This window comes from Burkholderia ubonensis subsp. mesacidophila (genome assembly GCF_002097715.1).
In the GTDB taxonomy this organism is placed as follows: domain Bacteria; phylum Pseudomonadota; class Gammaproteobacteria; order Burkholderiales; family Burkholderiaceae; genus Burkholderia; species Burkholderia mesacidophila.
The window spans coordinates 1,877,414-1,900,632 of sequence record NZ_CP020737.1 but is presented as its reverse complement, the minus strand read 5'-3'; the positions used below and the strand labels follow the sequence as shown (position 1 = coordinate 1,900,632).

Annotated in this window: 20 protein-coding genes; 13 read left to right on the top strand and 7 right to left on the bottom strand. The window is 65.3% G+C overall.

Annotation, left to right across the window (positions count from 1 at the left end; all coding sequences use genetic code 11):
• Positions 1 to 19: 19 nt before the first annotated feature.
• Positions 20 to 469, bottom strand: coding sequence for a MerR family transcriptional regulator (locus B7P44_RS08970; RefSeq protein ID WP_084903013.1), 450 nt, complete (start codon positions 467 to 469; stop codon positions 20 to 22).
• A gap of 189 nt (positions 470 to 658) precedes the next feature.
• Here B7P44_RS08970 and B7P44_RS08965 point away from each other — a divergent pair, with 189 nt between their 5' ends.
• Positions 659 to 1,489: an alpha/beta fold hydrolase gene (locus B7P44_RS08965; protein ID WP_084903011.1), complete on the top strand. Its 831-nt coding sequence runs from the start codon at positions 659 to 661 to the stop codon at positions 1,487 to 1,489.
• A 69-nt stretch (positions 1,490 to 1,558) separates the two neighbouring features.
• Here the strand turns inward: B7P44_RS08965 and B7P44_RS08960 are convergent, their stop codons facing one another.
• The 3 genes from B7P44_RS08960 to B7P44_RS08950 all read right to left on the bottom strand — a co-directional run bounded on the left by B7P44_RS08960 (position 1,559) and on the right by B7P44_RS08950 (position 4,081).
• Positions 1,559 to 2,026 carry a YaiI/YqxD family protein gene (locus B7P44_RS08960; RefSeq protein WP_084903008.1) on the bottom strand — a complete coding sequence of 156 codons (468 nt, stop codon included), beginning with the start codon at positions 2,024 to 2,026 and terminating at the stop codon, positions 1,559 to 1,561.
• Positions 2,027 to 2,110: 84 nt separating this feature from the next.
• Positions 2,111 to 3,016 carry a LysR substrate-binding domain-containing protein gene (locus B7P44_RS08955; RefSeq protein ID WP_084903005.1) on the bottom strand — a complete coding sequence of 302 codons (906 nt, stop codon included), beginning with the start codon at positions 3,014 to 3,016 and terminating at the stop codon, positions 2,111 to 2,113.
• Between the two features lie 159 nt (positions 3,017 to 3,175).
• Entirely contained in the window at positions 3,176 to 4,081 is a 906-nt protein-coding gene (locus tag B7P44_RS08950; protein ID WP_084903003.1) for an NAD-dependent epimerase/dehydratase family protein, read from the bottom strand.
• Positions 4,082 to 4,337: 256 nt separating this feature from the next.
• Here B7P44_RS08950 and B7P44_RS08945 point away from each other — a divergent pair, with 256 nt between their 5' ends.
• The 6 genes from B7P44_RS08945 to B7P44_RS08920 all read left to right on the top strand — a co-directional run bounded on the left by B7P44_RS08945 (position 4,338) and on the right by B7P44_RS08920 (position 9,939).
• Entirely contained in the window at positions 4,338 to 5,549 is a 1,212-nt protein-coding gene (locus B7P44_RS08945) for an MFS transporter (protein WP_084903000.1), read from the top strand.
• 31 nt (positions 5,550 to 5,580) lie between these two features.
• Positions 5,581 to 5,904, top strand: a complete 324-nt coding sequence (locus B7P44_RS08940) for a MoaF-related domain-containing protein (RefSeq protein WP_084902998.1) — start codon at positions 5,581 to 5,583, stop codon at positions 5,902 to 5,904.
• A gap of 17 nt (positions 5,905 to 5,921) precedes the next feature.
• Entirely contained in the window at positions 5,922 to 6,866 is a 945-nt protein-coding gene (locus tag B7P44_RS08935; RefSeq protein WP_084902995.1) for a TIGR03571 family LLM class oxidoreductase, read from the top strand.
• Positions 6,867 to 6,984: 118 nt separating this feature from the next.
• Positions 6,985 to 7,791 (top strand): 2,5-didehydrogluconate reductase DkgB, encoded by an 807-nt coding sequence (gene dkgB / locus B7P44_RS08930; RefSeq protein ID WP_084902993.1) that lies wholly within the window; start codon positions 6,985 to 6,987, stop codon positions 7,789 to 7,791.
• A 65-nt stretch (positions 7,792 to 7,856) separates the two neighbouring features.
• Positions 7,857 to 8,972 (top strand): alkene reductase, encoded by a 1,116-nt coding sequence (locus B7P44_RS08925; RefSeq protein ID WP_084902990.1) that lies wholly within the window; start codon positions 7,857 to 7,859, stop codon positions 8,970 to 8,972.
• 22 nt (positions 8,973 to 8,994) lie between these two features.
• Entirely contained in the window at positions 8,995 to 9,939 is a 945-nt protein-coding gene (locus tag B7P44_RS08920; RefSeq protein ID WP_084902988.1) for a cyclase family protein, read from the top strand.
• A gap of 372 nt (positions 9,940 to 10,311) precedes the next feature.
• Here B7P44_RS08920 and B7P44_RS36220 read toward each other — a convergent pair whose 3' ends face one another.
• Both B7P44_RS36220 and B7P44_RS08915 read right to left on the bottom strand, forming a co-directional pair.
• Entirely contained in the window at positions 10,312 to 11,226 is a 915-nt protein-coding gene (locus B7P44_RS36220; RefSeq protein WP_133118119.1) for a hypothetical protein, read from the bottom strand.
• A 549-nt stretch (positions 11,227 to 11,775) separates the two neighbouring features.
• Complete coding sequence (locus tag B7P44_RS08915) at positions 11,776 to 12,795, bottom strand: aldo/keto reductase (RefSeq protein ID WP_084902985.1); 1,020 nt, start codon at positions 12,793 to 12,795, stop codon at positions 11,776 to 11,778.
• A 283-nt stretch (positions 12,796 to 13,078) separates the two neighbouring features.
• Here B7P44_RS08915 and B7P44_RS08910 point away from each other — a divergent pair, with 283 nt between their 5' ends.
• From B7P44_RS08910 to prfH, 6 genes are all read left to right on the top strand, one after another.
• Complete coding sequence (locus tag B7P44_RS08910) at positions 13,079 to 13,420, top strand: DUF4148 domain-containing protein (protein WP_084902983.1); 342 nt, start codon at positions 13,079 to 13,081, stop codon at positions 13,418 to 13,420.
• A 700-nt stretch (positions 13,421 to 14,120) separates the two neighbouring features.
• Positions 14,121 to 15,911, top strand: coding sequence for a flavin monoamine oxidase family protein (locus tag B7P44_RS08905; RefSeq protein ID WP_084902980.1), 1,791 nt, complete (start codon positions 14,121 to 14,123; stop codon positions 15,909 to 15,911).
• Positions 15,912 to 15,959: 48 nt separating this feature from the next.
• Positions 15,960 to 17,939, top strand: a complete 1,980-nt coding sequence (locus B7P44_RS08900; protein ID WP_162296961.1) for a lipoxygenase family protein — start codon at positions 15,960 to 15,962, stop codon at positions 17,937 to 17,939.
• A 16-nt stretch (positions 17,940 to 17,955) separates the two neighbouring features.
• The gene (locus tag B7P44_RS08895) at positions 17,956 to 19,881 is read left to right on the top strand and encodes a thiamine pyrophosphate-binding protein (protein WP_084902976.1); all 1,926 of its coding nucleotides are present in this window, start codon (positions 17,956 to 17,958) and stop codon (positions 19,879 to 19,881) included.
• Positions 19,882 to 20,392: 511 nt separating this feature from the next.
• Positions 20,393 to 21,535, top strand: coding sequence for an RNA ligase RtcB family protein (locus B7P44_RS08890; RefSeq protein WP_084902973.1), 1,143 nt, complete (start codon positions 20,393 to 20,395; stop codon positions 21,533 to 21,535).
• Positions 21,535 to 22,149, top strand: coding sequence for a peptide chain release factor H (prfH, locus tag B7P44_RS08885; protein WP_084906546.1), 615 nt, complete (start codon positions 21,535 to 21,537; stop codon positions 22,147 to 22,149). Before B7P44_RS08890 ends, prfH begins: the two co-directional genes overlap by 1 nt.
• Positions 22,150 to 22,227: 78 nt before the next feature.
• On the opposite strand, the gene B7P44_RS08880 is transcribed toward prfH, so the two are convergent.
• On the bottom strand, positions 22,228 to 23,160 hold the full coding sequence (locus B7P44_RS08880) for a LysR family transcriptional regulator (protein WP_084902971.1): 933 nt from the start codon (positions 23,158 to 23,160) through the stop codon (positions 22,228 to 22,230).
• Between the last annotated feature and the right edge of the window lie 59 nt (positions 23,161 to 23,219).

Below are 23,219 nucleotides of genomic sequence, written 5' to 3'. Positions count from 1 at the left end.
TCGTCGTTTTATCGTCGAATCATTCGGCGCCCGAGCGACGGCCCTTGCCCTGTGTCGACACCACCCCGTGATCGCGCAGGCGATCCATCACCCACCGCGTCCGCTCGGCGCAGCTCAATTCGGTCGGCCGGTTCCTGATGCTGTCGATCGCGACGAGCAGTTGCGCCTTGTTCTCCTTGAGGCGCTGTTGCATCGCTTCGATTTCGGCGACTTTCCGTTCGAGCGCTTCCACCAGCCCGTCATGCTGCCAGTTGCCGGCCCCCACCGGCAGCAGGTGACGGATCTGCTCGAGCGAGAACCCAGCGCGCTGCGCACTGGAGATGATCTCGAGCACCCGCACCGCGTCCTCGGCGTAGTCGCGATAGCCGTTCGTCCTGCGTTCGACGGCCGCAATCAGCCCTTCCGCCTCGTAAAAACGGATCCGGGACGCCGCCAGGCCGGTGAGCTTCGCCAGCTCCCCAATTTTCATGCTTGCCTCGTCTCCGTATTGACATTAAACCTAACTTTAATCCTAGAGTCGGTGCGTCGCCAACGAACACGCGGCGGCCGCATTGCCCTTCGATCAACCCGCCATCATCAGGAGCCGCACGCCATCACTGATCAGCAGCAACCGGAAAGCACGTCACTGACAGATATCGCCCACTGAACAGGAGCAATCATGGGATACGTCACAACGAAAGAGGGTGTCGACATCTTCTACAAGGACTGGGGTCCGCGCGACGCACAGGTCGTCTTCTTTCATCATGGCTGGCCGCTCAGCGCCGACGACTGGGATGCCCAGATGCTCTTCTTCCTGGCTCACGGTTACCGCGTCGTCGCGCATGACCGTCGCGGCCACGGACGATCCAGCCAGGTCTGGGACGGCCACGACATGGATCACTATGCCGACGACGTCGCCGCGGTCGTGAATCACCTCGGCGTCCAGGGCGCGGTCCACGTCGGCCATTCCACCGGCGGCGGCGAAGTCGCGCACTACATCGCGCGCCACGGCGAGGATCGCGTTTCCAAAGCGGTCCTCATCAGCGCCGTGCCGCCGATCATGGTGAAGACGGAGAACAATCCGGGCGGCCTGCCCAAGGAGGTGTTCGACAATCTGCAGGCGCAGCTTGCGGCGAACCGGGCGCAGTTCTACCACGACATTCCGGCGGGACCGTTCTACGGGTACAACCGCCCCGACGCCAAGCCGTCCGAAGGCGTCATCCTGAACTGGTGGCGGCAGGGCATGATGGGCAGCGCGAAGGCCCATTACGACGGCATCGTCGCTTTCTCGCAGACCGACTTCACCGAGGACCTCAAGGCGATCTCGATCCCCGTTCTGGTGATGCACGGCGACGACGACCAGATCGTGCCTTACGCGGACTCCGGCCCGCTGTCCGCAAAGCTGCTCAGGAACGGCACGCTGAAGACCTATCCGGGCTTCCCGCACGGCATGCCCACGTCCAACGCCGAAACGATCAACGCCGATCTGCTCGCGTTTATCCGCAGCTGAACGCAACGGATGCCGAGGGGCGACCCTTGGCATCCGCCGCCCTGCACGAAGCGCGATCGCTTGCGGATATCAACCGGCTCCGCCAGGCAGCGTGCCGCGACGTGCGAGGAACCGGTCGAGCTGCCCCGCGAACGCCTTGCTGTCCCGCGCGCTATAGGGCGCCGGCCCGCCCGTGTCGATACCCGTACTGCGCAGTTGATCCAGCATCGCACGCGTCGACAGGCGTTCCTCGATGTTCTCGCGACTGAACCAGCTTCCGCGCGGGTCGAGCGCATGGGCGCCCTTGTCGAGGACGGCGGCGGCGAGCGGTATGTCCGCGGTAATCACGAGGTCGCCGGCCGCGACCAGCTCGACGATGCGGGCATCGGCGGCGTCGAAACCCGCCGGGACTTGAAGCGCCTTGATAAAGGGCGAAGGCGGCGTGCGCAAATACTGGTTTGCGACCAGGGTCACGTGGACTTCGGCACGACGCGCGGCGCGAAACAACATGTCCTTGATCACGACGGGACAGGCGTCAGCATCGACCAGCACTTGCATGGCGGCATTTCCAATACGCAGAAAACGCGATCATATCTCACCGCCAGTGCTCATCATGCCGCGACAGGCGGCCGGGCGGCGGCCTCAGCCGATATCGTTGCCATGCTTCATCTGCGTGCTGACATAGTCGAGAAAGCTGGAAATGCGCAGCGACAGCGTCGTGTTGCGATAGTAGACCGCGTGAATCGGCTGACGAAATTCGAGGGTGTCGTCGACCAGCAGCTCGACCAGGCTGCCGTTGTCGCGATGCGTGCTCGTCATGTAGTCCGCGAGACACACGATGCCGGCGCCGTTGACCGCGAGGGTCAGCAGCGTCTCGCCGCTCGACGCCTGCAGCGCGGGGCGAATCCGGTACGCGTCGCCGCCGTCCGCGGTCCGCAGCGGCCAGTTGTTCAATGTCTCGGGCTGCGCGAAACCCAGCAGCGTATGGTTGGCCAGATCGGCCACGCTCGTCGGCACGCCTGCCTTCGCGAGATAGGCCGGGCTCGCGAGCACGCGCAACCGGCTGCTGCAAAGCTTGCGGGCATGCAGCGTCGAGTCGCGCAGATCGCCGATGCGTATCGCGACGTCGGTGCGGTGCTCGAGCAGGTCGATGATTTCGTCGCTCGTATGCAGCTCGACCTCGATCCCCGGATAGGCGTCGCGGAAGCCGGAAATCAGCGGCGCGATCACATGCTGCATGAACGGCATCGCCGCGTTGATCCTGAGCCGGCCGGCCGGCGTCTCCCGCTGGCTGATGATCTGCTCCTCGGCCAGCTCGACCGACGCGATGATGTCGCGGGCGCGCTCGAGAAAGACCTTGCCCTCCTCGGTCAGCTCCAGCCGGCGCGTCGTGCGCCGGATCAGCGTCGTGTCGAGCTTTTCCTCCAGGCGGCGAAGGATCCGGCTCATCACCGAGGTCGGCTGATGGAGCTTGTCGGCCGCGCCGGTCAGCGAGCCGGTATCCGCGATGGTCACGAACGCGAGCATCTCGTCGAGGGTGGTCTTCATGGGGAATCTTCTGCGGGGTTTGCGGAGCCCAGACGATAGAGCCGCGGCACCGCTTTGATAAGCGTGCGCCGGCGCGAATCATTTTTGATTTCGCTTCAAGAGTGCCGGGCGATCACGGCCCGGTGCCCGCGGGCCGCGCAACGTCGGACGAATAGAGACTCAGGCCCGAACGGGCATCTCGTCGCGGATCCAGTCGATGACCGACGCGTGACGCGGCGTCCACACCAGTTCCTGCCGCGCGCGATCCGCGTTGACGCGGCTATTCGACGCCAGCGAGAAATGCGCGCGCGAATGGCCGAGTACCTCGGCCGCATCCGCGATATCCCACCGCTCGACGGACGGCATGCCGAGCCGCTCGGCGAGCGCCGCGCCGATCTCGTGCAGCGACGCTTCGCCGTTCTCCGCGAAATAGAACGAACCGCCGGGCGCAGCCTCCAGCGCGCGCACGTAAAGCTCGACGACGTCGTCGATGTGGACGTTCGACCAGCGGTTCAGGCCCTTGCCGATCACGCGTACCGCTCCGAATGCCAGCGCGTTGGCGGCCAGCAGCGGAATCTGCGCGCTGTCGCGCCGCATCCCGCGCCCGACGCCGTAGATCATGCTGTTGCAGATGACCGCCGAGCGCACGGCCAGCTTCGCCGCCGAACGCACCCGCTGGTCGATCGCGCGGCGCTCGGCTTTCTCCGGCGGCGTCACGAACGGCGTGGACTCGTCGAATACCGTGCCCGCGCCGTGCTCGCCTTGCGCGTCGTCCGCGATGACGCTGGTTCCGCTCGTGTGCAGCAACGTCTTGCCCGATCCGCTCAGCCCGGCGATCAGCGCGTCGACGGCGCCGCCGTGATCGCTGCTCGCCGCATTGATGACGGCGTCGACGCTGCGCGCGGTCGCATACAGCAGCGCGTCGTCATCCAGCACGCCGATGATCGGCGTGATGCCGGCCGCCTCCAGCGTCGCCGCCTTCTCGTAATCGCGCACGAGGCCCGAGACCGCATGGCCGTCCGCGACCAGCCGCGCGGCGATCGATCCGCCGATATAGCCCGTGACGCCTGTAATGAATATCTTCATGTGTCGCTCCATCGCCGACACGGGGAGCTGTCGACGGCCGGCCAGTATCGGCGCTCGGCGATACGCGGGAAAGGGGCGCGTCACGAAAACTCTTTTGAACCGGGAGGGACAATTCCGCAGAGGGATCGGCCCCCCGCGCGCGCGCCCTTCAATTCTTGACTTCAAATCAAAACAATTTGCCGAATCGACCGGTTTTTCCGCAAAAATAAACCGGGCACACTGCGCTCCATCGTTACTGGAACCCGGAGCGCCCTTCATGCCACTTGCCCTACTCGCGCTGACGATCAGCGCATTCGCCATCGGCACGACCGAATTCGTGATCGTCGGGCTGATCCCGACGATCGCCGCCGATCTCGGCGTGAGCGTGCCCTCCGCGGGCCTGCTCGTCAGCCTGTATGCACTCAGCGTCGCGATCGGCGCGCCGCTGCTCACCGCGCTGACGGGCCGCCTGCCGCGCAAGACGCTGCTCGCCGGGCTGATGGCGCTGTTCACCGTCGGCAACCTCGTCGCGTGGCAGGCGCCCAGCTACGAATCGCTGATCGTCGCGCGCATCCTCACGGGCCTCGCGCACGGCGTGTTCTTCTCGGTCGGCTCGATCATCGCGACGACGCTCGTGCCGAAAGACAAGGCCGCAAGTGCGATCGCGACGATGTTCAGCGGGATGACCGTCGCATTCGTCGCCGGCATTCCGCTCGGCACCTTCATCGGCCAGCACTTCGGCTGGCGCGCGACGTTCCTGATCGTCGCGCTGTTCGGCCTCGTCGCGTTCCTCGGCGCGGTTGCGTTCGTGCCGCGCGGCCTGCCGCAAACGGAACCCGCGCCGCTCGCCCGGCAGTTCCGCGTGCTGGCGCAGCCGCGCCTCCTGCTCGTGTTCGCGATGACGGCGGTCGGCTACGGCGGCTCGCTGATCGCGTTCACGTACATGGCCCCGCTGCTCGAGCAGCTCGCCGGCTTCACGCCGTCGCAGGTCAGCCTCGTGCTCGTCGGCTACGGCGTGTCGGTCGCGTTCGGCAACGTGTGGGGCGGCAAGCTCGCGGATCGCGTCGGCCCCGTCAAGGCGCTCAAGCGGATCTTCCTGCTGCTCGCCGTCGTGCTGCTCGCGCTGACCTTCACGGTTCACGTCAGGTGGCTCGCCGTGCTGACGATGCTCGCATGGGGCGCGGTCGCATTCGGCAACGTGCCGGGCCTGCAGGTCTACGTCGTCAAGCAGGCGCGCCATTTCGCGCCGGACGCCGCCGACGTCGCGTCGGGCTTCAACATCGCCGCCTTCAACCTGGGCGTCGCGGGCGGCTCGTCGCTCGGCGGCCTGATCGTCGCGCACGCCGGCCTCGGCCATACGCCGTGGATCGCCGCGGTCGTCACGCTCGGCGCGTTCGCGCTCACCGCGCTGAGCGGCCGTCTCGACCAGCGCGCGGGCTTGCCCGAGCGCACCGCCGAGCCCGCCGAAGCCGCCGAACTCGCTCACTGAACCTTTTCGCTACCCGCAGGAGATCACCACCATGAACGCACCGACCCAACTTCCGCCGTTTGCCGGCAAGACCTTCGAAGTCCGCTACGCGGGGCTCACCGCGATCAACGCGTACGCCGACGACGGCGTCCACATGCGCTACGAAATCACCGAAGGCGATTTCACCGGCGCGAAAGGCGAAGTCGCCTATACGTGGCAGCACGTCGCCGGCGAGATCTACGCGATCTCGTGGCAGGAAGCCGACCGCGCGACCGTCGTGCACATCGACGACTTCGCCGCCGGCACGTCGCGCTCGTTCTTCACCGCGCCGTCGCTCGACTTCTATCGGCTCGAGGGCAGCCTGCGCGCGCGCTGAAACGGATCGTCCCGACCATGTCCACTCCCCTCGACAAACTGACGCGCGGCGGCTTCAGCATCGGCATCGAGCTGCCGCTCGACAACGACTGGTCGCCGGCGGGCGACGCGAAGCGCCAGCGCGACCGGCGCAGCCCAGGCGTGCCCGACCTCGAGCACCACGCGGCACTCGCCCGGCTCGCGGACACGCTCGGCTTTCGCGCGCTCTGGGTGCGCGACGTGCCGGTGTATGACCCCGCGTTCGGCGACGCCGCGCAGGTGTTCGAAGTGTTTTCGTATCTCGGCTACCTAGCCGGCATCACGCGCGACATCCTGCTCGGCACGGCGGCCGTCGTGCTGCCGCTGCGCGAGCCGTTGCTGACGCTGAAGTCGGCCGCGACGATCCAGGAACTGAGCGGCGGCCGCCTGCTGCTCGGCGTCGCGAGCGGCGACCGGCCGGTCGAATACCCGCTGTTCGGCCGCGACTTCGAATCGCGCGGCGCGAACTTCCGCGACCAGATCGCGCTGTTGCGAGACGGCGCGCGCGGGCATCTGCCGCCCGGCCTCGACGTGCTGCCCGCCGCGCGCACGCCGATTCCGCTCCTCGTCGCGGGCCTCGCGCAGCAGACGCCGGCCTGGATCGGCGCGCACCTGGACGGCTGCCTCGCGTATCCGGGCACGCCGGCCGACCACGGGCACCGCGTCGCCGCGTGGCGCGCCGTGGCGGGCGACAAGCCGTACACGAGCTTCATCCATCTCGACCTCGCCGCCGATCCGCACGAGCCGCTGCAGCGCCACCGCTTCGGCGCGCGCGCGGGACGCATCGCGCTGAGCGAGGAGCTGGCGGCGATGCGCGACGCGGGCGTGCAGCACATCGGCCTGCATTTCCGCCGCAACCGCCGCCCGCTCGACGAGACGCTGGCCGAGATCGCCGCGGAAGTCCTGCCGGCGTTCCATGCGCCGGCGGACGCGCCCGTCGCGTGAACCATATTTGACTTTAAATCAAATATTTTTGACCTCTAGAGGCGTTTATTTCATCAGTGGCAAGCGCCAGAATGCCTCTCAGACCAACCCGGTCCGCATTCACTCCAAGGAGCACAACATGAGCAAGATTCCCGCTTTCGGCCTCGGCACCTTCCGCCTGCAAGACCAGGTCGTCATCGATTCGGTCCGTAACGGCCTCGAGCTCGGCTACCGCACGATCGACACCGCGCAGATCTACGGCAACGAAGCGCAAGTGGGCGAAGCGATCGCCGCTTCCGGCGTGCGCCGCGACGAGCTGTTCCTGACGACGAAGATCTGGGTCGACAACTATGCGAAGGACAAGCTGGTGCCGAGCCTGCAGGAAAGCCTCGAGAAGCTGCGCACCGACTACGTCGACCTGACGCTGATCCACTGGCCGGCGCCCGGCAACGGCGTGTCGATCGAAGAGTTCATGACCGCGCTCGCCGACGCGAAGGCGAAGGGCCTGACGCGCCAGATCGGCATCTCGAACTTCAACATCGAACTGACGAAGCAGGCGATCGCCGCCGTCGGCAAGGGCGAGATCGCGACCAACCAGATCGAGCTGAGCCCGTACCTGCAGAACCGCAAGCTGGTCGAGTTCCTGCAGGGCGAAGACATCCACGTCACGTCGTACATGACGCTCGCGTACGGCAAGGTGCTCGGCAACGCGGTGATCGGCGCGATCGCGCAGAAACACCAGGCCACGCCGGCTCAAGTCGCGCTCGCATGGGCGCTGCAGCTCGGCTACTCGGTGATCCCGTCGTCGACGAAGCGCGAGAACCTGTCGAGCAACCTGCTCGCGCAGACGCTGCGCCTGACCGACGAAGACATGGCGCAGATCGCCGCGCTCGAGCGCAACGGCCGCGAAGTCGACCCCGCCGGCCTCGCGCCGAAGTGGGACTGATCGCCCCGGCACTTTCTTAGACCCGTCCGCGGCCCGCAGGCCGCGGGCCTGACAGGACACCCATCATGACCCAGGATCCCTTGTTTCAACCGCTGCGACTCGGCGCGCTGACGCTGCCGAACCGCATCGTGATGCCGCCGATGACCCGCTCGCGCGCGAGCCAGCCCGGCGACGTCGCCAACGACCTGATGGCCGCGTATTACGCGCAGCGCGCGAGCGCCGGCCTGATCGTCGGCGAAGGCACCTACATCGCGCCGCTCGGCAAGGGCTACGCGTGGACGCCCGGCATTCACACGCCCGAGCACGTCGCCGGCTGGCGCAAGGTGACCGACGCCGTGCACGCCGCCGACGGCCGCATCTTCGCGCAACTCTGGCACGTCGGCCGGCTGAGCCACACGAGCCTGCTCGGCGGCCAGCAGCCGGTGTCGTCGTCGCCGCTGCAGGCGACGGGCGTGAACGTGTTCGTTGCAGGCGAGGACGGCAGCACGCCCGGCTTCGTGCAGGCCTCCGAGCCGCGCGCGCTGTCGGTCGAGGAAATCCGCGAAATCGTCGACCAGTATCGCGCCGCCGCCCGCAACGCGATCGACGCGGGCTTCGACGGCGTCGAGCTGCACGGCGCGAACGGCTATCTCGTCAACCAGTTCATCGACTCGAACGCCAACACGCGCACCGATGCATACGGCGGCTCGCTCGAGAACCGGCTGCGTTTCCTCGGCGAAGTCGCGCAGGCGCTGATCGAAGGCACAGGCGACGCGTCGCGCGTCGGCATCCGCCTCGCGCCGCTGACCACGCTGAACGGCTGCGTCGACGACGATCCGGAAACCACGTATCTCGCCGCCGCGAAACTGCTTGCCGATCTCGGCGTCGGCTACCTGCACATCGCGGAAGCGGACTGGGACGATGCGCCGCTGATGCCGGTGGAATTCAAGCAGAAGCTGCGCGCCACCTACCCCGGCGTGCTGATCTACGCGGGCGCGTACACCGCGGAACGCGCGCGCGAAGCGATCGCCGCCGGCTGGGCCGACCTGGTCGCGTTCGGCCGCCCGTTCGTCGCGAACCCCGACCTGCCCGAGCGCCTGCGCGTCGGCGCCAGGCTCGCCCCGCACGACCGCAACACGCTGTTCGGTGGCGATGCACGCGGCCTGACCGACTACCCGACGCTGGCCGAATCCGCCGCCTGACCGAAACCGGAGACCCATCAAGATGAAGAAGACGCTCGCGAAACTCGCGCTCGCCGCGCTGCTGCCGTTCGCCGCCTCGCAGGCGGCGCATGCGGCGGACTGGTATCCGTCCGTCTACGGCCCGAACGACGAGATCGGCGCGGCCAACCTGCTGACGCCCGACGTCATCAGGCAGGCCGTCGGCCTCGTGAAGGCCGGCAAGACCTACCCGCTGGCCGTGCCGGTGGACAAGAACCTGCCGGCGTTCCGCCACCGCAGCTTCCGCCTGTACAACGTGCAGGTCGGCCAGCAGGCCGGCAAGAGCCTCGGCCCGAACAAGTTCACGTTCAACGACGAGCTCGTCAACGCGTGGACCGGCGTCGGCACGCAGCTCAACGGCATCGGCCACATCGGCATCGACAACGTCTACTACAACGGCAACAAGGCGGCCGACTTCGTCACCGTCGACGGCGTGAAGAAGCTCGGCGTCGAGAAGGTGCCGCCGATCGTCACGCGCGGCGTCGTGCTCGACATGACCGCGTACTACGGCAAGCCGATCGTCCCGGGCGGCACCGAGTTCACCGTGGCCGACATCAAGGCCGTGCTCAAGAAGGAAGGCGTGACCCTGCGCAAGGGTGACGTGGTGCTGTTCAACACCGGCTGGCTGGAGCTGATCGGCAAGGACAACAAGCAGTTCCTGGAAGTCGAGCCGGGCATCGGCATGGAAGCCGCGAAGTGGCTGGCCGACCAGGGTATCGTCGCGTTCGGCGGCGACACCTGGGCGTCCGAGGTCTATCCGAACCCGGGCACCCAGGAGGAATTCCCGATCAACCAGTACATGCTCGCGAAGCGCGGCATCTACAACCTGGAGCTGATCGACAGCCGCGCGCTCGTGCGCGACAAGGCATGGGAATTCCTGTTCGTGCTGGGCCAGCCGCTGTACATCGGCTCGACGCAGGTCAACATCAACCCGGTCGCGATCCGGTAACGGGCGGCTCGGCAACCGGTGCCGAGCCATCCCGACGAGCGGCGCGGCCCATCCGCCGCGTGCGCTTGTCGAATGTCGGGTTGCCCGCACGACGGGCTGCCCTTCTCCGCGCGCCGCTCCGTCAAGCCCGGGCGGCCGCCGTTTTTCCACGAACACAGCATGCGTAGGGGGCCAGGGCAATTGCAACGGTGCACGCTGAAAATCAACGACTGATATGCAGTCGCGCCATATGTGCCCGGGCGGGTGCGTCAGAGTTCGTGCGACTGGCCTACTCTCGCGCCAAAGTAGTCGCAATTCGCCGGACGCGATTGGCCGTAGCCGACCCTAAGCCGACGTTACGTCGAATTCGCGAATCGACCGCTATAGGTACCCTTACGAATCGACACCGTACTGTTCGACAGTCGGCCAAGTGGTGTTTATGTGATTGCGAAGCGCGGGATAATCGCGGGCGATGAGCGCCAAGTGATTTCCAACTAAAGACACGCGCGAGAACCTGTGCCGCAGCCCGTCTTGAGTCTCTATTTCATTGCCCGATCCGACGTGTGTACCGATGAGCTTTACGTCGGTTGACTTCCATGCAGGACGGTTCATATGCGTACTCCACCAACCGCCCCCGCTCGCGCCACGGAATGTGCATAGTGTCACTGGTGTCGGATCGTTCGCGAGGGTATGCACGTTGTCCTGCTGCGGAATCCAGACGTGAATCTCAAGATGAGCGCCCCGCACAGCGAGCGTCAAGTTACTGGCCGGCGCGTGTTCACCGCCGGCCATCGTCGTTGAATACACTAGAAGTGCGGCCCCGGTACCGCCGCCCGGATTTTGCATCAGTTGCAGTGGATATCCCGCAAGTGCAAGAAAATCGCGCTTCGCTTCATGTTCAGACGCGGAAAGAACTTCAATAGACCGTTCGCTCAGGAAAATCCGGTTACCCGCCTCGATAGAGGAAACTGTATCTTTGGAGACCTCGTAGTAGCCAAAATCACGGCCTCCGGAACATATGTAGCCAGATCTGAGCGGCTCGAATTTGAACCGATGGGGATAATCGCGCACGCCCAACGCAATTGACGCAAAGGTGCCGCTCACGCAATGTCCAGCCGTCAGCACGAAGAAAAATCCCCCAATTTTCACCAGCACTCCCGATCCACAATCCTCAGGCTCGGGGGCGTTCTTGAACCTGAAGAATGGAACGGTGAACGGCTGAAGGCGGCCCTGCAACTCGGGGCCATGTGCTATCGGGCCATCCTGTGCGTAAATTAGATTATTCGAGTTCTGGTCGTGTGGTTTCAAGATTCGCTCATCTGGCTGTCGAAGATTCAGATCAATTTACCAGATCGTCGGATGGTCGAGCTGGCGCTCCGTCGGCACCGCCTCACGCGCCCGGACGGACTGCGGATACCGGCAAGTACAGCAACAATCGGGGGTTGTCCGCCGTGCGCCGCATAACGGACGTCTGAGCGCTAGGAGCGAAGGTCCGGAAGTGGCCGCATCCAGACCGATGATACGGGGCGGGTTTGCTCAGGCGCCAACCCGATGCACGGAAGTGCGGACATCAACCCCCAGGCTGACGCTCCCAGTTCGCTGTCATACCGGCACCAGGACAATCGTCGGGACGAGCATTCGTAACAACGTAGGCCAGTCGCACCAACTCCGTCGCCCAGTCGCACAACTTTGGCGTCAGTCGCACTTGCTCTGGCGCCCTACGGCTGGGATCGCCGTCACGTGACGTGTTGCCGATCCAACTCGTCCGGCGCGAGTCGACCGGGGACGCGAGCGCGGATTGACCGCACCGGCATCGCAATGCATTGCGAATGCCGGTGCGGTTTCATCGCGTCGGGCTTAGCGATCGATCGGCAGCGGCGCATCGGTCGCGACGAGCCCCTGCTCGCGCATCTCGTGCCAGAAGTCGGCCGGAACGTCCGCCTTCAGCGCGGCCTGGTCTTCCGCGATCCGCTCCGGACGGCTCGCGCCCGGAATGACGGCTGCGGTCGCCGGATGCGCGAGCACGAATTGCAGCGCGGCCGCCTTGACCGGCACGCCATGACGCTCGGCGATCGCCTTGATCCGGTCGACCTTGGCCAGGATCTCGGCCGGGGCCTTCCGATACTCGAAATGCGTGCCGCCTGCGAGCACACCGGAACTGTAAGGACCGCCAACGACGATTCCGACTTCGTTGGCCGCGGCCGCCGGCATCAGGCGCTGCAGCGCGCGCTCGTGGTCGAGCAGCGTATAGCGCCCGGCCAGCAGGAAACCGTCCGGCTTCGCCTCGGCGAGATCCAGGGTCAGCTCGCACGGCTCGACGCGATTCACGCCGAGGCCCCACGCCTTGATCACCCCTTCTTCACGCAGCCGCGTCAGCACGCGGAACGCGCCCTTGCGCGCGACTTCGAACTGCGCGAGCCATTCGTCGCCGTAGATGTCCTGCGCGACGTCATGCACCCAGACGATGTCAAGGCGGTCGGTGCGCAGGCGCTTCAGGCTGTCCTCGATCGAGCGCAGGGTCGCATCGGCCGAGTAGTCGCTGACGAGTCGATTGGGCCGGCCATGCTCGAAGATCCCGCTTTTCTCGCCGTAGTCGCGCACCTTCGCGTCTTCGAGCTCGTCGAGGACAAGCCGGCCGACTTTCGTGCTGATCACGTAGTCGTCGCGCGAACGGCCGGCCAGCGCTTCGCCGAGGCGCAGCTCGGCCAGACCGGCGCCATAGGACGGCGCCGTGTCGAACAGGCGAATGCCGTGCTGCCAGGCGGCTTCGATGGTGGCCGCGGCTTCCTCGTCGGGAATGTTGCGGTACATGTTGCCGAGCGGCGCGGCGCCGAAACCCAAGGCGTTGCCGGCGGACAGCCTGCCTTTGAAACTCATGAATTTCTCCAAGCGTGACAAAACGTGGGCCGAGTCTACGTAGCCCGCACAGGGGTGTCCAAGACCCGATGCGACACACTTGAGTCGCCGAAGGTCTCATGCGCCCGACAGGGTTGTCGTTGCTGGCGCGTGGTCGGCGGCGCCCGACTCTTGAATAAAGATCAAATTTCAATTCGCGCAGAGCCGGTTTTTCCGCGGCGACGTGAATCCTATATTGGCACCATTCGCAGCGACATCGACGTCGATGTCATTGCCCCCGACTCAACCGACACCGGTGCCCATCATGAAATCGTTCGTCTTCTCGACTGTCGCCGCGCTGGCGCTTGCAGCGCCCGTTCTCTCGTTCGCCCAGCAGGCCGATCACGCGCTGTCTCGCGCCGAGGTCAAGGCGGAACTCGCCCGCCTCGCGGCCGTCGGATACCACCCGACCCTGGCCCAAACGCCCTATCCGGACGATGTTCAATCCGCGCTTCGGCGAGTCAACGCGCAGCCGGTCACACAAAGCCGTGCAACCGCAGCGCAGGGTTCCACCGCGACGGATTTCGGCAGCGACGCCCGCGCCGCGACCGAATCCGGCCGCCCCTTGATCGCGGACAGCCGCAACGCCCTCTATCGCGGCCATTGATGCCGGTCGATGCGCGTGAGACGGCTTGCTTCGAATCACGCAAGCAGGCCCCATCCGCGCGCCGTTCGCAGCGACCTTGCCGGGTTTTCACCGATAATCGATATTGATGAATTTTCAAACAAACTGGAGCATTTTTTAAATTCCATGCTCAAGGGTTTACGACTACTTGAAAGCCCTGCATCTCGCGTGTTTAATGACGCGAACGATTATAAGCAAAGTCCACTTCACCAAAGACCCGGGGAATGCTTCGTTAAAACATTGACATTTATCATGCAGCGATTGAATTCGCAGTGATATCTTGAATTTTAAATCACTCGAAGTTTAGTGACGGGCGCGCAAATTTTAGAAACAGAATTAATCCGCAATATCGCGTCACGCAATGCCATCACCCCGGATCCGCGCCTTTGAGCCCGGATTGAAAGGTGATTTTTCTTTCAGATTCAAGAGAATCAAAGACTCAATAGACAGTGAACGCGCTTGACGTGGAGACTTCTATATTGGCATTGGTTTTTCGCGTCATCTCGCGTTGCGCTCGTTACGACAGCATCCGCATCTTCTGAATCGTTTCGCAGCTTTCCCAGGGCAGGGAAATATCAAGCCGGCGTCGGCCAGGATTGAACTGCCGGCTTTTGCCTGATTTGCGCTCAGCCCATGCAATTTGCCACACGTTCCTGATCATCCAACAATAGCGAGGAATGAAATGACGCATGCAGACCCAGTCTCCCAGGCCGCCGCGCTGCGCCGCGAAACCTTCCGGAAGGCGATGTTCGATCGGTGGGGGGAGCATCTTTTGAAGCAGCGCGCCGGCAAGCCGGCTCGAGCAACGGCATCGGCGCGGCTTGCCGAACGACGGAGCGCCGGCGACGTCAGGATCGGCATCGTCGGTGCCGGCATGGCCGGCCTCTATGCGGGGCTGTTGCTTCAGGCACTCGGCATCAAGTTCGAGATTTTCGAAGCCGCCGCCACGCCCGGTGGACGCGTTCGCACCCATTACTTCGACTCCGGCTCGCATCAATACGCCGAAATGGGGGCCATGCGCTTCCCGCAAAATTTCATGCAGTCGCGGTTGTTCAGTTTCTGGGATTATCTGAACGAGACCGCCGGCCAGACCTCAGGCGCAAAGCAGATCCCCAGGATTCCCTACGTCATGCATGACGCGACCCGGCTGCAGGGCTCCGGCAATCTGCTGTGCTACAACGGCATGCCGCCGATCACGCGTAATCGCGCGGCGATCGACAATTCCACGCTGGGCTTCGATCCGACGTTTTCCGGTCCGGAATACGACCCGTTCAAGCAGTTCGGGAAACTGAAGCCGGCGCAGACCTTGATGAATGCGGCGATCGACGTATTCGTCGACAAGTTCGAGTCCGAGGGAATCGACAGCGCATGGGCCTACATGAAGACCTATGACAGCTATTCCGTCCGGTCCTATCTCGAGGAAATAGGCGACGGCAAGACACCCTATCCGTCCCGGATCGTCGACTACCTGGAAACCGCGCTGTCCTATAGCGGCATGTTCGACCTTTCGTTGACCGAGATGGTGCTCGACCAGTTCAGCTTCATCTCGACCCAGGACTGGTTCGCCATGGACGGCGGCACGAGCCGGATCACCGACGAAATGGTCAATCGCCTGCCGTCAGCCGTCGTTCACACGCGCACCCGTGTCACCAAGCTCGAGGAGAGCGCCGACGGCGCGATCATCCATTACGACCAGGGAGACGGCACCCAGTCGAATACGGCGACGTTCGACCGGGTGTTCGTCACGCTGTCGAACAGTGCGTTGCGTTTCCTCGACACGCCGTCGACGTGGGCCGCGAGCAAGTACGAAGCCATTCGCATGCTGAAGATGACCAACGCGACCAAGATCGCGCTGGGGTTCAAGACGCGCTTCTGGGAACAAAAGGGACCTTACAGCGACGGCATGAAAGGCGGACAAAGCGACACCGACCTGCCGGTGCGAAGCATCGTCTACCCGTCGTTCGGCATCGGCGAACCCGGCCCCGCCTATCTGTTGGGCAGCTATTGCTGGCAAAACGACGCCGACAAGTTCTCGCACCTGAGCAACGCGGACATGCTGGATGCTGCATTGCGCTCGGTCGTCCACCTTCACGGCGAGGTCGCACGCGAACAATACCTCGGACACGGTGCGGCAATCGTGTGGAACAAGGAACAGTACATCGGCGGCGGCTTCGAATTCTTCCAGGCCGCGCAGTTCGGCGAACTCTTTCAGAACGCTCAAGCGCCGGACGGGCGGTTCAACTTTGCCGGCGAGCATCTCGACATGGTGCACTACTGGATTGCCGGCTCGTTCAACTCCGCGTACCGGGTGGTGTGGGAAGCGTTGATCCTGGAGGGCCTCGCCAGCGACGCAAACCTGGCGACGCTCGAAGAGGCGTTGGGCGGCGGCATCATCAACCCGACGATGATTCCTCACCTCGAGGGATCGATCGAGCTCTTCAATCAACTGTTCGAGGCGGCGGCAACGGCCTGAACGGTCGCGCACGCTGGACGCTCCACTCTTTCGATGAGGATTTCCGCCATGAACAAGCTTACCGATTTGAGAAACGAGGTCGCCCCCGCCAGCGCGATCGAAGCGCTGGACAACTATTTCGCGAGATTGACCGGTAGCGGGATCGAGCGAGCCGCGCTCGAGGAACTGCCCTCGACCATTCCCGGATTCGTGTTCGCGTGGTTGCTGCACGACCGTGAGTACGGTCCGCCCGAATATGCCGATGCAGGCGTATTCGACGAAACCACGACGCCGTGGCTCGACAACATCGACGCGGTGCCGCCGAGCCAGCGCTGGACCCCCGACGATCTCGACGCGATGCAGCGGCGCGGCGCGCAGAAGGACAGCGAAGCCGCGTACGCGCTTGCTCACCGGCCGCCGCCCGATCAGCTCGGCCCGGATCCGAAGGACCATATCGCCCAGGCGTTCAGTCTGGGCATGTATGACCCGAGCGTCTTCACCCAGGAGCAGATCGCCAGGCTGACGTCCTTCTGGGTCGCCGACGATGCGGAATTCGCGCGGCAGCGACTGGGCGGCGCCAATCCCGACATGATCCGGGTGTTCATCGAGCCGGACAACGTGTTGAAGGACATACTCGACGACGGCGCCGGCGCGCATGACCTGCCGAAGCTGCTCGAAACACTCAAGCGGGCCCACAACGCCGGCACCTTTGCCAATGACGGCGATCTGTTCTGGAGCGACGCCTACCGGGATATTCTCGGCCCCTTGGTGGATAAAAAGCGTGTTCGCAACGGCCAGTATCTCGCGGTCCCGCGCGTGTTCTATACCCGCGACGGCGCAGGCCGATCGTTGACGCCGCAAGCCATCCAGCTCCAGCCGCACGGGTATTGGTTTACGCCGGACGACGGCCCGAATGCGTGGCTGCTGGCGAAATTGCATGTCGCCTCCGCAGACGCCCAGTGCTGGTTCGCCGGCACGCATCTGTTCAGCACGCACAGCATCGTGATGATTTTTTCGATCGCGACGCAACAGCTGCTGGCGCAGAACAAGCTCGACCCGAATCATCCGATCGTGAAGCTGGTTGCGCCCCACCTGAAGAAGGTCTTCGACATCAACAATGCCGTGTACAACTTTCACGGCGACGGCGCCGACCGCGGCATCTATGGCCTCGGTCAGTTCTGCGATGCCGTCCTGCCCGGCGGGCGCATCGGTGTCTACGAGATCATCAAGGCGTTCTTTGCGAGCCCCCCCGGCACGCCACTCGGCGCGTATAACTTCAATAACGAGTATTTCTGGGGCGTGCTCTCTCGCAGCGGCATGTTCAAGGAGAACTTCGACGGTGACTTCCCGTACCGGGACGACGGGGCGCCCTGGTGGGATGCGATCAGGCGGTTCACGGACGCCATCGTCAACGCGACGTACGCATCCGATGAGGCGTTGGCTGCCGACAGCGCGATCACGAACTGGATGGACACGATCACGCAGGCATTCAATCACGATGGCTTGACGCATTTCTCCTACACCGCCGGGAAGCCCGGATTTTCACAGCAGCTCGCCACGCTGCTGTTTCTCGCGACCGTCAAACACACCGCGGTCAACAATGCCATGCTGGACAGCTACGGCTTCATCCCGAACGGCGCCTTTGCGATGAACGCGGCGCCGCCGACCGGGCCGGACGTGTCCGATGAAATGGTGATCCGCTCGTTGCCCGATCCATTGGACCTGGCGAACCCGTCCAGCACGATCCTTCCGCAGATCGGCTTCGTGATGGCCGGCACGCCGGAAGTGGACTATTTGATCTGGGGTGACGGCAGCCCGGATGCGCTGCAAAAACTCTATGGCTACGATCCGCTCACGCAGCCGAAGCAGGTCCAGGCCGTGAACCGCTACCACGACGACCTGGCCAACGTCGACACCACGATCGAGGCCAACCGGAAGCAGCGTATTGCGAACTACGTCGCGCAGGGCGGCGACCGGAACCTGATTCCCAACAGCGTGCTTTATCCGTACCTGTCGGTTGGTCAGGTCATGGCGTGCATTCAGATCTAATCCAGGGAGCTCCACGATGAGCATCGATCAGTTTCTGAGCAACGATCAGCATTGGAATCTATTTCGTACGCCGGACGATCTGCAGGATGCGACGACCGGCAATCGCCTGCTCGTCCGCGCCGGCAGGACCGAAACCGTTTCGTCCTATCTGAACAAGCGGCTGGCGCAGATCGGGGTCAAGTACGTGATGAGCATCCCCGGCGACTACATCGCCGAATGGGTCGAAACGCTCGACGACAGCGAGATAAGCGCGGGCCTGGTGCGGGTGCATCCGAACAATGAAATGTGCGCGACTTACGCCGCCGACGGGTACGGGCGCGCAGCCAACGGGCGCGTCGGCTGCATCGCGTGCACGTACGGCGTCGGCAGCCTGAATGCCGCGCAGGCGGTCGCGGGCGCGCTGGTCGAGTCGGTGCCGCTCGTGGTGATCAACGGCAGCCCGTCGGTCGCCCAGTTCGACGCGCAGCGCGACCTGGGCATCCTCTGGCACCACATGGTCGATGGCAGCCACACCGACCTGAGGATCTTCCAGGGCATCACGACGATGGCCGTGCGGATCGATAATCCCGCCACCGCGCCTGCGCTCATCGATGCCGCGCTGGTCGCCTGCATCACCGAAAGCAAGCCCGTCTATATCGAGATCGCGCTGCAGATCGAAGCATGCCCGTGCGAGCCGGTGCCCGACACGCCGCTCAGGCGGGCGCCTCGCCCACAGTCGACACAGGTGCTGACCGCGGCCGTGGATGCGGCGATGTATCACCTGAGCGCGGCGAAGCGGCTGGTGGTGCTCGGTGGCGTCGAAATCGCCCGCTACGGCCTGCAGCAGAAATTCGTCGAGCTGCTGAAGCTGCTGGAGGCGCCTTATGTATCCGATTTGCTGGGCAAGACCATCCTCAGCGAATATCGCGACGACATCCGTTTCAGCGGCGTGTACAACGGCCGCAACTCGCAGCCCAATGTGGCCGATCTGGTCAAAAAGGCCGACGTGATCCTGGCGATCGGCTCGCGGGATACGGATTTCAACTTCGCCGGCCTCGCGTCCGCCGATTTTCAGCCCGGCCCGGGCGACGACGCGTTTCCGTCGGCGGTCCGGGTGGTGGCCCGGGCCGATGCCGCGTGGGTCGCGGGAACGAATCGGTACTGGGGCAATGTCGATCTGGGCGCCTTCCTGGATGCGTTGATCGCGCGCGTCGAACAATTCGGCAGCCAGCTCCAGCGGCCATTCCCCGGGCTGGAGTCAGGCACGCCGTGGGACATCCCGGCGCCCGGCCAGTACGCCGGTTCCGCAAGCGTCACCTGGGACAGTTTCAAGTCGCTGTTTCAGCACCAGCTCCTGGACCGCTACCAGGAAGCCGACGCCCCGGTCGTCCTGGCCGACACCGGCTTGACCTTTTATTCCCTCAACAACCTGAAACTGCCTGAATCCGGTTACATCGGGCAGCTCGCGTGGGGCGCCATCGGTTACACGGTCGGCGCCAACTACGGCGCGAAGCTGGCGAACAGGGAAGTCGGTCGCGCGCATCGGCGGGCAATCAGCGTCTGCGGCGACGGCGCGTTCTCCGAGTCGGTCAATGCGCTGGGGACGATCGCCCAGCTCGGGCTCGATTCCGTCATATTCGTGATGGTCAACGGGGTCTTTGCAATCGAACAATGGCTGATCAATGCCAATGCGTTCGCCGCCGACGCGCCGCCGCCGCATTTCAGCCCGCTCACCAGCGTGCCGCAAAGCAAGATCTGGGATTACGTGAAGCTCGCGGAAGGTTTCGGCGGGGTTGGCTATCTGGCGCGGACCAACGAAGAGTTGAGTACCGTGCTGGACAAGATTCATGGCGGAATCCCGACGAACCCGACGACCGGCCAGCCGACGTTCACGCTGGTGGCCGTTGCCCTGCCCGCGAAGGATCTGCCGTCGAACACGCGTTGGAAGGTGAAGCCAAGCTGATCGTTTCAGACACGCGGTGCAAGACGCACCCCATGCAAGCCTGTACGCGATGCCGCGGTCGGTCATGCCGACCGACCGCGGTCATCCCGATCTTGCCCAACTCGACACGCACGCCACTCCCCCTTCGCGAACACCGGCACGCTCAGCCCGCGCCGCCGCTGTCGCATCCGCGCCTAAGCGCCGCGCCGCCCTCTTGCGACGCCCGTTCGCCGCATGCTAGAGTCGCGGCCATTCCGATTCCCCCACTCACCGCAAGGAGAAAAAAATCATGACGTCACGCCAGCTCTCCTCCCGTCGCGGGTCGTAGTTCGGGTTCATCGCGTCCGTTCGTTTCAACGGTTTCAACGTTCACGCAGCGCAGTCGATTGCATCGTCGTTCCGGCGATGCCGCGGGTCGTCCTGACCCGATTCCGTCTGCCGTTCTCCCGACATCCGATGTCAGGCAGTGCATTCGCGCGCGCTGCCCGTGCCATGGCCCGCCGTTCCCTTTCTGCATTGAACGGATTTTTTCATGGGCAATTCCCTGCAATATCTGGCGGACGGCGTCACGCTGTGCGCATCCGCCGACACCTGGATCGAAGGTGAGGCGATCCGGCAGCTGCAACTCGCTGCCACCCTTCCCGGCATGCGGCGCGTCGCCGGCATGCCGGATCTTCACCCCGGGCGCGGCTACCCGGTCGGCGCCGCGTTCTTCTCGACCGGCTGCCTGTATCCGGCGCTGATCGGCGGCGACATCGGCTGCGGCATGGCGCTGTGGCAAACCGCGCTCGACGCGCGGCGCGCGAGCGCCGTGCGGCTCGTCGGGCAACTCGGCTCGATCGACGCGCGTCTCGACGACAGCTGGCAAGCGTCGATCGCCGACGCCGGACTGGCCGGCCACGCGTTCGCCGCGTCGCTCGGCACGATCGGCAGCGGCAATCACTTCGCAGAACTGCAGAAGCTCGACACCGTGTACGACGCCGAGGCCGTGCAGGCGCTCGGCCTCGATCGCGGCCGGCTGCAACTGCTCGTGCACAGCGGCTCGCGCGGCTTCGGCCAGTCGATCCTCGAGCGGCACATGGCCGCGCACGGCTACAACGCCCTCGACGACACGCGTGCCGAGTGCGCGGCCTACCTGCAGCGTCACGACGAAGCGCTGCGCTACGCGGTCGCCAATCGCGAGCTGATCGCGCGCCGCATGCTCGCGCGGTGGCGCAGCAGCGGCCAGCGCATTCTCGATGTGAATCACAACCTGGTCAGCCGCGCCGTCGTCGACGGCGTGCCGGGCTGGCTGCATCGCAAGGGTGCGACGCCCGCCGACGCGGGGCCGGTCGTGATCCCGGGCTCGCGCGGCGACTACAGCTACCTCGTCGAGCCGCTGCCGCGCGACGACGCGGCCAGCCTCGCTTCGCTCGCGCACGGCGCCGGGCGCAAGTGGTCGCGCGCCGATTGCAAGGGCCGGCTCGAACGGCGCTTCGCGCCGTGGCAGCTGATCCGCACGCGGCTCGGCAGCCAGGTCGTCTGCGAGAATCGCGAGCTGCTGTATGAGGAGGCGCCGCAGGCGTACAAGCCGATCGACAGCGTCGTGGACGCGCTCGAAGCGGCGGGCCTGGTGCGCAAGCTCGCGCGGCTCGCGCCGGTGCTGACCTACAAGACGTCCGGGGAGTGTTGCTGATGCTGCTCCAGATTTCTTCGTCACACGGCCCGGCGGAGTGCCAGCTCGCCGCGGCGAAGGCGCTGCAGCGCCTGCAGGTCGAAGCCGACGCGTGCCGCGTCGCGCTGACGGTGCTCGACGTGCAGCCGGGCGAGCGCCCGGGCACGCTGCGCTCCGTGCTGCTGGATCTCGACGGGGCCGGCGCCGCCGCGCTCGCGGACCGCTGGACCGGCACGCTGCAGTGGATCTGCGCGAGCCCTTACCGGTTGCGTCATTCGCGCAAGAACTGGTTCGTCGGCGTCACCCGCTGCGCCGACGCGCCGCCGTTGCCGGACGGCGCAGTGAAGTTCGAAGCGATGCGTGCGCGCGGCCCCGGCGGACAGCACGTCAACAAGACCAGCTCGGCGATTCGTGCGACCCATCTCGCGACCGGCACGTCGGTCCGGGTCGAAAGCGAACGCAGCCAGCACGCGAACAAGCGGCTGGCGCTGCAACTGCTGCACGCGCGCCTGCAGGAGCAGGCCGACCGCCAGGCCGGGCACGCGCGCGAGCAGCGGCGCATGCAGCATTTCGCGCTGGAACGCGGTAATCCGGTGCGGGTGTTTCATGGCGTCGCGTTCACGCCGTCGGGCTGAGCGCGCACGCATTCGGCCCATGGGTCGCCGCCGGCCGCGCATGCGGCCGGCGTTCACCTCACGCGCATGTCGCGCCCCTCACCTCGGCGCGCTGCCGCCCCCCGTCTCATCACCTCCGGCCGCCGATTGCGGCGCCGTCAACGTCTCCAGCAGCCGGTCCCGAAACGGATTCGGCGTGCTCGCGACGCGCGGCACGCACACACGCAGCTCGCGGCGCGCCCACGTCTCCGACAGCGTCAGCACGGCGACGTTGGCGGGCGTGCCGTCGGCGAGCGCCGAACGTGCGACGACGCCGATTCCCGCCCCCGACGCGACGAGCTTCACGATCGCCGCGTAGCTCGACACCTGCACCCGCACGTCCAGCAGCCCGCCGAGCGCGCCCGCATGCCCCATCAGGAACGTATGCAGCGCCGCGCCTGTCTGCAGGCTGATGAACGGCCGCCCGAGACACGCGGCGAACGCGATCTCCGCGCGCTTCGCGAGATCGCTGTCATGCGGCGCGACGACGACGAGCTCGTCCTGCCGGTACGGATGGAACGCGAGGTCCGGGTGGTCGGCTTCGAGCGCCACCACCCCGATATCGGCGCGGCCCGCGGCGACGGCGGCAACGATGTCGTGGCTCGTGCGCTCCTCGAGCGAGATCCGCACGTTCGGGTAGCGCGCGAAGAAGCGGCCGAGATCGTCGGGCAGGTGCGAATGGATCGCGTTGTTGTTCGCGAAGCACGTCACGTGACCGACGAGCCCGTGCGCGAACGGCGCGAGATCCGCGTTCATCTGCTCGAGCTGCGCGAGGCAGCGGCGCGCGTGCTCCATCACGATGCGCCCGGCGGGCGTCGGCGTAACGCCCCGCGCCAGCCGTTCGAGCAGCGGCGCGCCGACCGCCTCCTCCAGCCCCTTGATGCGCAGGCTCACCGACGACGGCGCGAGATGGCACCGCTCGGCGCCGCGCGTGAGGTTGCCCTCTTCCGCGACGGCCAGGAATACCGCGAGATCCGTCAATTCGTAACGCATGAGCCGTGTCCGGAACGATCTGCGCCGATTGTGCGGCCGGCATTCGGATTTGGCAAACG